Origin of the sequence: Streptomyces thermospinosisporus (assembly GCF_039526425.1) — a bacterium.
GTDB classification, from domain to species: domain Bacteria; phylum Actinomycetota; class Actinomycetes; order Streptomycetales; family Streptomycetaceae; genus Streptomyces; species Streptomyces thermocarboxydovorans.
Window position 1 is genome coordinate 61,519 of sequence record NZ_BAAAIZ010000128.1, and the last position, 7,874, is coordinate 69,392.

The 7,874-nt window shown below is 69.2% G+C and carries 9 protein-coding genes; all 9 read right to left on the reverse strand.

Features of this window, described 5'->3' with window-relative positions; genetic code table 11:
* Positions 1-298: 298 nt before the first annotated feature.
* Entirely contained in the window at positions 299-1,825 is a 1,527-nt protein-coding gene (locus tag ABD207_RS30725; protein WP_344016558.1) for an amino acid permease, read from the reverse strand.
* 44 nt (positions 1,826-1,869) lie between these two features.
* The gene (locus tag ABD207_RS30730) at positions 1,870-2,721 is read right to left on the reverse strand and encodes a hypothetical protein (RefSeq protein ID WP_344016559.1); all 852 of its coding nucleotides are present in this window, start codon (positions 2,719-2,721) and stop codon (positions 1,870-1,872) included.
* Between the two features lie 141 nt (positions 2,722-2,862).
* Entirely contained in the window at positions 2,863-3,513 is a 651-nt protein-coding gene (locus ABD207_RS30735; RefSeq protein ID WP_344016560.1) for an L-threonylcarbamoyladenylate synthase, read from the reverse strand.
* A gap of 3 nt (positions 3,514-3,516) precedes the next feature.
* Positions 3,517-4,281 (reverse strand): phytanoyl-CoA dioxygenase family protein, encoded by a 765-nt coding sequence (locus ABD207_RS30740; protein WP_344016561.1) that lies wholly within the window; start codon positions 4,279-4,281, stop codon positions 3,517-3,519.
* Positions 4,265-5,104, reverse strand: coding sequence for a creatininase family protein (locus tag ABD207_RS30745; protein ID WP_344016562.1), 840 nt, complete (start codon positions 5,102-5,104; stop codon positions 4,265-4,267). The genes ABD207_RS30740 and ABD207_RS30745 overlap by 17 nt, the downstream gene beginning before the upstream one ends.
* Positions 5,101-5,898 (reverse strand): class I SAM-dependent methyltransferase, encoded by a 798-nt coding sequence (locus tag ABD207_RS30750; RefSeq protein WP_344016563.1) that lies wholly within the window; start codon positions 5,896-5,898, stop codon positions 5,101-5,103. Before ABD207_RS30750 ends, ABD207_RS30745 begins: the two co-directional genes overlap by 4 nt.
* Positions 5,895-6,560, reverse strand: a complete 666-nt coding sequence (locus ABD207_RS30755) for an HAD family hydrolase (protein WP_344016564.1) — start codon at positions 6,558-6,560, stop codon at positions 5,895-5,897. Before ABD207_RS30755 ends, ABD207_RS30750 begins: the two co-directional genes overlap by 4 nt.
* The gene (locus ABD207_RS30760) at positions 6,557-7,003 is read right to left on the reverse strand and encodes a hypothetical protein (RefSeq protein ID WP_344016565.1); all 447 of its coding nucleotides are present in this window, start codon (positions 7,001-7,003) and stop codon (positions 6,557-6,559) included. Before ABD207_RS30760 ends, ABD207_RS30755 begins: the two co-directional genes overlap by 4 nt.
* Positions 6,985-7,874 (reverse strand): enolase C-terminal domain-like protein (locus ABD207_RS30765; RefSeq protein ID WP_344016566.1); only part of this gene is annotated, 890 nt, incomplete at its 5' end. The genes ABD207_RS30760 and ABD207_RS30765, both read right to left, overlap by 19 nt.

Consider the following 7,874-nt stretch of genomic DNA (forward strand, 5'->3'; position numbering starts at 1 on the left):
AGGCTGCGTTCGCCAGACCGGGCGAGGGTCCGTATCGGGCCAGCGACCCGCTCACACGCCTCCATCCGCACCGCCATGAAGGAACTCCCCCTATCCACAGGCTGTTGACGATCCCCGCGCAGGTTATGAGAGCACGCGCCACTGACAGAGGGTCGAGACGCGATCACCTGGAGTGAACGTTTTTCGGTCAGCGGGAGCCGCAGCGCGCTGCGCCTGGACACCGACGACCAGGGACTTTCGGTGCCCGCCCGACACACTTCAGCCGTTTCGCGGCAAGCACCAGATCCGACCGATCCTTTCAGCGGACGCCGGCCCTCCCACCGGCATCCTTCCGATCCAGCGTGGAGTTGCGCGGGTGCGCAGGATTGAGGAACCACTTGCGCGCGGAGGCCAGCCACCAGGTGCCGCAGAAGGCGATGACGACGCCGACCGCGACGGGCGCGTAGTTGAAGGTGTGCGCGGTGACGGGTGAGGTCTGCGGCAGCATGAACAGCACGGTGATCACGAGCACCCAGGCCACGGCGATCGTGCCGACGAGGGGGGACCAGGAGCCGAGGTGCCAGGGGCCGCGCTCGAACCGGCTCCCCTGGCGAAGCCGGAGGTACGTGGGGATGACGTAGGCGATGTACAGGCCAATGGTCGCGATCGACGTGACCGCCGCGTACGCGGTGGTGTTCCACAGGTAGGGCAGGCCGAGGACGAAGGCGCCGCCGGTGGCCAGCCAGACGGCGTTGGTGGGCGTCCGGGTGGCCAGGTTCAGCTGGTGCCACACCTTGGAGAAGGGCAGGGCGCCGTCGCGGGAGAAGGCGTAGATCATGCGGGAGTTGGCGGTGACGGAGGCCATACCGCAGAAGAGCTGGGCGACGATGACGATCAGCAGCAGCCACTTGCCGGCCGCAGCGCCGAGGGCATCCATGAGGATCTGCGCCGGGGGCACCTCCGTCCCGGAGGCGAGTGCGCCGGCGTAGGACTGGATGGCGTAGGTGAAGCCGAACAGGAGGATGAAGCCGGCGGCGAGGGAGACGAGGATCGAGCGGACGATGCCCTTGGGGCCGGCGGTGGAGGCGTCGATGGTCTCCTCGGTCATGTGGGCGGACGCGTCGTAGCCGGTGAAGGTGTACTGCGCCATCAGCAGCCCGATCAGCACCACGTAGGTGCTAGAGGAGAAGCCGGTGTTGTTGACGAACTCACCGAAGACGAAACCGGTAGACCGGTGGTGGTCGGGCACGAGCACCAGGGCGCCGCAGATCACGACGACGCCAAGGATGTGCCACCAGATGGAGACCTCGTTGAGGAAGGCGACGATGCGGACCCCGAAGGTGTTCAGCACGCCGTGCAGGGCAAGGATGATCCCGAACAGCGTGATGGTGTGACCGGGCGTGGCAGCGAAGCCGAACTGAAGGTCGAGCAGCGCGTTGAGGAAGGTCGCGGCGCCGAAGTCGACGCCCGCGGTCACCGCGATCTGGCCCAGGGCGTTGAACCAGCCGGTGAACCACGCCCAGGCGGCGGCCGTTCTCGCGGGTGCCATGCGGTGGGCCCAGAAGTAGAGGCCGGCGCTGGTCGGGTAGGAGGAGCAGACCTCGGCCATCGACAGGCCGACGAACAAGGTCATCAGTCCGACGAACAGCCAGCCCCACATGATCACCGCCGGTCCGCCAGTGTTCATGCCGTAGCCGTACAGGGTCATGCAGCCGGACAGGATCGAGATGATCGTGAAGCTGACGCCGAAGTTGGCCCTGCCGGACATCGCGCGGGAGAGCGTCTGCTGGTAGCCGAGCTGCTTCAGGCGTTCCTCGTCGGAGACGCGGGAGACGTCAAGAGGCATGGGGGTGCCGTCCTTCGTACTTAGGAGGGGTGGTGTCAGGGTGGTCAGGGGTGCCGGCGCCTTGGCGGGTTGTAAGCCCAGGCGCGGTGCCGCAGGAACAGGTCTTCGGCCTGACCGCAGTAGGCCCAGGGAAGGTGCGTGGCGTACGGGCCGATCGCGTCGAAGACCTCCGCCGCCTCGCTGTGGCGGTTGGCGAACGACGGGGCGTGTGCCAGGTAGTTGGCGTCGTCGGCGAAGCAGGCGTGCGGGCCGGGCGCGCGGTAGCGCCACCAGCGTTCCAGCACGGGGTCGATCTGAGGGCAGTCGATCCAGGGGTGGATGGTCAGCCCGTACGCCGTCTGGTCTCGCTCCTGACGGGATCGGTGGGCCTCGGCGATCACGACCAGGGGCAGGACCGCGATCGGCAGCCCTCGCGGGGCGATGGACGCCTGCTCCTCCGCCCACCACATCGCCTCCCCCGGCCGGCCGTGGTACCGCTGGAACAGGTAGGTGACGACCTCGTGGTGGGCCTCGCGGTTCCACGGGTCACGCTGCTTGATCTCCGCCCACACCTGCCGCAGGGTTGCCCGGTCCGGTGCATGGGCCCGCAGCAACGCCAGCATCACTACCAGGGGCGCCACATCATCCGGCCACACTCCCAACGCGGTGCGGCAGGTGGCCCACGCTTCCTCCATCAGTGACCGGCCGCCGCCCTGCCCGGCGATCATCGCGCGAAGGGCCTGAACGTTCGCGAGGAGAGCCAGCGCGTGCGGCGAGCGCGGTTCCGCCTTCGCCCAGGTGTCGGCGAACCGCAGCCGCGCACCCGCCTCGGCGAGAACCTGGAGGCGGAAGATCCGCCGGTCCCAGTCCGCGCCGGTAGAAGCCAGCAGGTCTCGGGGCCCTTCCCATCGCCCCATAGAAGCGTCTTCGAGGACTCGCCGCAGCGCGTCGTCATCTCTTGCCGGGCGCATGTCAAGAGCGGGTAGCCCTCCTGTCGTAGGCATCATGTTCGCTCCGGTAGTCCGCTCCTGTCTGCTTGGCAGGAGGAGGCGAAGTCGTCAGGCGGTCCGGATCTCGGTGCCGAGCGCCGCCGAGATGGCTCGCTGGTGGACGAGGCCCGTACGCACCAGCCGGGCCTCCGGGGTGAAGCAGTCGACGATAGTCATGTGGTTCGCCGCCGGGCACACCCCGCCGTCGATGATGACGTCGGGTTCCAGGCCCGAGGCGGCCAGGAAGGCATGGACCTGGTCGACGGTGATGGCCGGCCCGGGGTCGTTCGGGCCGGCGTCTCCGGAGATGTTCGCTGTGGTCGCCGCGAGAGGGACTTTCACCGCCGACGCGAGGTCCCCGAGGATGTCCGGAGCGATCGTGACCAGGGCGGGAGATCCGACTGCCGCGTGCTGGGCGGCGTCTTCGGCGTTCTTCCACGGCAGCAGCAGTGCGAGATCACCGGGCCAGAAGGCCGTCGCGAGGCGCCTGGCGTCCGGGCTGAGGATGAAGCGTTCCTCGCAGGAGGCGGTGGAGGTGGCCACATAGGCGAGTGGCTTGCCGCTCGGGCGGCGCTTGCCCGCGATGATGTCATCGCATGCCCGCGCGTTGCTCGCGTCGGCGCAGACCATGTACCAGCGCCGGGTCGGGACGACGACGAGTCCTCCGGCCTCAATCGCCTGTACCGCGGCATCGAGGTCTTCGGGTCCGATGAGACGCATGGGCTACTCCTTTTCGGCTGCGGGCTCAGGGGTCGCGGCGAGCGGCGGATAGTCGAGCCACGGGTCGCGCAGAGCTTCGAGGCGGCGGCCGGCGTGGTCCGGGTGGGAAACGCGGAAGTAGGCCATCACCCTGGGGAAGGGGGTGAGGTTCCGGCCCACCGAATGCGGGACGAGGTGGTGCATGAGCAGGACGTCGCCGGGGGCACCGAGCAGAGGGACACCCCGCTCCTGGTCGACCTCTGGGGGCACCTGCTCCGTCATGCCGAGCGTCCACTGGGTCCGGAACCAGTCCGCCATGGTGTGGTGACCACCCGGCTGGTAGTGCAGCGCCCCGTCCTGCGCATTGCTCACGTCGGACAGAACGACGCCGACGAGGAGCGAGAAGGTGCGCAGTTCTCGCGGGTCGAGGTGAGGACAGGAGACCCCGTCCACGTGCATCGCCTTCTCGGGTTGCACGCCGGGGAATTCCGACTCGGGTACGCGGATCTGGATCTGGGCCGTGGCGATGGGGAGGGTGTCTCCAAGGAGGCCGGTGGCCAGTTCGGCCGCGTCCGTCTCCTCGTACAGGGCGAGTATGTCGGGGTGGCTTCCGAGTTCCGGGGCGAAGGTGCGCTGGCTGTAGGCCGGGACGTCGCTGGGCCTCAGACCTCGGTACCAGCTCCCGACCAGTGAGGTGGCGCGTTGGACGAGTGCGGGGGAGACCAGTGCGCGGCGTATGAGGACGCCATCCCGTTTGAAGGTGGCCTTCTCCTCAGGCGTGAGGGGCATGGTGCCTCCCTAAGGTCTGCGACGTGCCACGGGACGTGGCTCTGTCGATGCGGTCGAGGACGTGCGTGCTCGCGTCGAGCGCTGCGGCGAGAAGCCTGTGACCCAGCTCCGGGGTGGCGTTGCGCGGATCACCGCCGATGACACCATCGGCGGCGAGCTCGGGGTCATCAGAGGACCAGGGCCACGTCACGCCGCGATCGAGTACGAGGTGGCCGATCGACCGGCGCCGGCCGGGGTCGGGGAACGCCTCGCTCGGCAGGAGGTCCAGCCGGACCCGGTCCGGGTCAAGGGCGAGCATGAGGGCGGTCTCCAGCACTCCGGCATGCACCTCGGGCAACTCGCTGCCGATCGGGACGCGGCCGGCGGCGAGTGCGGCCGGGTGCAACACGCAGGTGGTGACGCCGTGGGAGTGGCGGAGCTGGTGGACGACCGCCTCCAGCACGCCGCGGTTGCCGCCGTGGCCATTGACGAGGAGCACGGAGCCGACCCCCGTGGAGCGGATGTACTCGGCCACGAGCGTAGTGATCAGCGTCGCGTACAGCTGGAGGTCCAGCGTGATGGTTCCCGGCGCGCCGGCGTGTTCGGGTGAGAGGCCGTACGGGATGGCCGGCCCGACCCACAAATCGTGCCGGCCCGCTGAGTGCGCGGCCAGACGGTGCGCGAATCGCTCGGCGATGACGGTGTCGGTGTCCAACGGCAGGTGCGGACCGTGCTGTTCGACCGACCCGAGTGGCAGGCACAGGACGGACCGTTCGCCGAGCTCGGCCGCCACACTCGGAGCGGTGAGCGCGGCGAACGCCCGTCTGTTGCTGGTGGTCGTCACCTCCTGCTCCGCCGCCCGAAGCGGATGAGGAACTCGTTCTCCTCCGGGAAGGTGTCGTCCTTGCTGAAGTCCGTGAGCCGCTCCGTGACCGCGGTCTCGAATTCGGGCAGCCGGTCGCCGAAGAGGTGGGGTGCGGCGAAGGAGGTGGAGTAGAGGTAGCCGAGGATGCTCTCGGTGGTCCAGGTTCGGTGGACGGGGATCCGTGCCTCCTCGACCTGGTCGAAGGGCGACTCCTCCATGATCTCGCTGTAGGGGCGGTTGTGGTGCTGGAAGGTGCCGGAGCCGGCGCGGCGTTCCTCGCCGAGGAACGTCTTGATGACGTCTCGGACGGCTTCCTTCCAGGGACTGGTGGCGGTCCAGAAGCTGCTGTCGCCGAAGATGGCGACGACACCGTCGGGTGCGACCTGGTCGTCCAGGCGGGACAGGACGGCTGCCTGGTCGAGCCAGTGGAACGCGCGGCAGATCGTGACCAGGTCGGCCTTCCAGTCGGCGGGCGGCACGAAGTCCTCGGCTGTGCTCTCGACGAGCGACAGGCGCGTGCCCTCGGGGAGCTTCGGGCGCAGTGCCGACTCTGCCGCGGCGAGCATGTCGGCGTCGTTGTCGATGGCGATGATGTCGTCGAAGCGGCCGAGCAGCGCCTCGGCGACCAGCCCCGTGCCGGTGCCGACGTCGAGCAGGCGTCGCGGACCGCCGGTCCGGGTGGGGGCGGCCTGGTCCAGGGCCGCTGCGACGTCTTCGGGGATGCCGGGGCGGAACTGGCGGTAGTAGCTGGCGGTTCCGGTGAACAGGCTCATGTGGCGCTCCGTGGTGCGAGGTGCTGGATGTGGGCGGCGGCTGCCGCCAAGTCGTCGGCGACGAGCACACCGTGGTCAACGAGCAGGGACTCGTCGGGGACCTGCCTTCCGCGCGAGATCCATATGGCACGCGCCCCTGCTTCGGCGGCACCCACGATGTCGCACGTCCAGTCGTCACCGACGTGGATCAGGCCACTTGGGTCCGTGTGGAAGTGGTCGGTCACGGCCTGGAAGGCCCGACGGTCGGGCTTGGTGTGGCCGATGCGGCAGGACGGGAAGAAGTCGCTCACCCACGGGGAGAGGAGCCTGCGCATTCCATCGGTGTCGGCGTCGACGCAGGTCACGTTGGAGAGGGTGACGACGGTGGCTACAGAGCTGATCCGGCGCAGGGCCTCGGTCGTGCCGGGGTAGAGGCTGAATGGGGCCGGTGGCACATCGAGTGGGAAAGTCTCCGGCGGCACTTGGATGGCTTCGCAGACCTCGTGCACCAACGAGTCGGTCAGGGCCGGGCGGGTGTGGAGGCTGGACCGAAGGATTTCCCGGGTACGGGCCGGAGGGAGCGGGGACGCTTCGACCAGCCGCATCGTCAGGCCGGGTCCGTCGGCCGTGCCCAGGGTGCCCCCGACGTCCACCGAGACCAGCAGTTCGGGTCGTGTCGTCACTGGGTCCTCCCAATGGTGGCCGGGAGCGCGGAGACGACGGCTTCGATTCGGGCCTGTCGGATGTCCGGGGTGGTGGCTTCCGACAGGAAGGTGAGGGCGTACCGCAGCTCCGCCTCATCGAGCGCGTCGAGTGATCGCCCTTCCTGATCGGCGGCGGCGTTGAGGTCCGGTGGGACGCTGCGAGGGCGCAGCCCATGCGGCAGGTGGAGTCGACCGTGCCAGTGTTCGCCGTCGGCCGGCGCGGGGAACTCGCTCGTGGGCCGCAGGACGGTGACGTCGTCCAGGGTCAGGATGCGTACGGGGATGGACGAGTCCGCGATGTCCAGGCTTCCGGTGAGGAAGGTGTCGTGGCCGTCGAGTCGTCGCGTCAGGCGGAGCATGGGCCCTTCGGGGCTGTGGGTGACCGTGCCCTCGACGGGAACGTTCAGTGGGGCGCTGGGCATGCTGTGCTCCTTGGCGTGGTGCCGAGACCAGGGGTGTCCGGCAGGCGGATGTGGCCGTTTTCGGGGCGGAGCGGCACCTCGTAGAGGCGTTGGCGTCCGGGCTCCCATCGCAGCCGGTACTCGACGGCCGGAACGGCGTCGGGGTAGGCGGCGGCGAGGTGGAGGCCGGGCAGGAGCGAGCGGCCGTGCGGGTATACGGGGACGCCCTGGGCCTGGGCGACTGGGATGATCTGTGCTGCTCGGGTCAGTCCGCCGCATCCGACGGCGTCGAGGGTCAGGGCAGTGGGCCGTATGTACTGGATCAGGCCGACGGGGTCCTCGTCGCAGTGCGCGCGTTCGCCGACTGCCAAGGGCAGCGGGGTGGCCGCCAGAAGCTCGTAGGTGTCCGCGTCGTGACGCGGAAGCGGGTCCTCCAGCCACCGAAGGCAGGATGGGTCGGCTACCTGTGCGAAGGCCAGGGCAACGGCCGGTGTCCAGGTGCCGACCGCGTCGAGGGCGAGCGGCGCGTCGAGAGCGTGAGAGCAGTGCTCGACCGCCTGGGCCATGCGGGCCGCCGCTTCCCCTGATGGGTCGGACGGATTCCGTCGAAGCCCCCACTTGGTGAAGCTCCAGCCGCCTGCCATGACGCCGGCCAGTACGTTGGGGCTGTTGATGCTGCTGAGGTCCTGGGTGAGCCAGGAGGCGTACGCCGGGATCAGCGGCCGAGGGGCCGTGGTGGTGAGAAGTTCGGCCACGGTGCGCTCGGCGAGTCGGCCGTGGAGGTCCCAGACAGCGCAGTCGACCGTGCCGACCGCCCACGAGGCAACCTCATTGAGCAGTGTGCATCGTGAAAACTGCACGTCAGGTGGGCTGGTGTGCACGGGGTTCGGTG

Bases quoted from the DNA above. Each gene is read 5' to 3' on its own strand.
- ABD207_RS30725 (WP_344016558.1), bottom strand. From the start codon at position 1,825: ATGCCTCTTGACGTCTCCCGCGTCTCCGACGAGGAACGCCTGAAGCAG.
- ABD207_RS30730 (WP_344016559.1), bottom strand. From the start codon at position 2,721: ATGGGGCGATGGGAAGGGCCCCGAGACCTGCTGGCTTCTACCGGCGCG.
- ABD207_RS30735 (WP_344016560.1), bottom strand. From the start codon at position 3,513: ATGCGTCTCATCGGACCCGAAGACCTCGATGCCGCGGTACAGGCGATT.
- ABD207_RS30740 (WP_344016561.1), bottom strand. From the start codon at position 4,281: ATGCCCCTCACGCCTGAGGAGAAGGCCACCTTCAAACGGGATGGCGTC.
- ABD207_RS30750 (WP_344016563.1), bottom strand. From the start codon at position 5,898: ATGAGCCTGTTCACCGGAACCGCCAGCTACTACCGCCAGTTCCGCCCC.
- ABD207_RS30760 (WP_344016565.1), bottom strand. From the start codon at position 7,003: ATGCCCAGCGCCCCACTGAACGTTCCCGTCGAGGGCACGGTCACCCAC.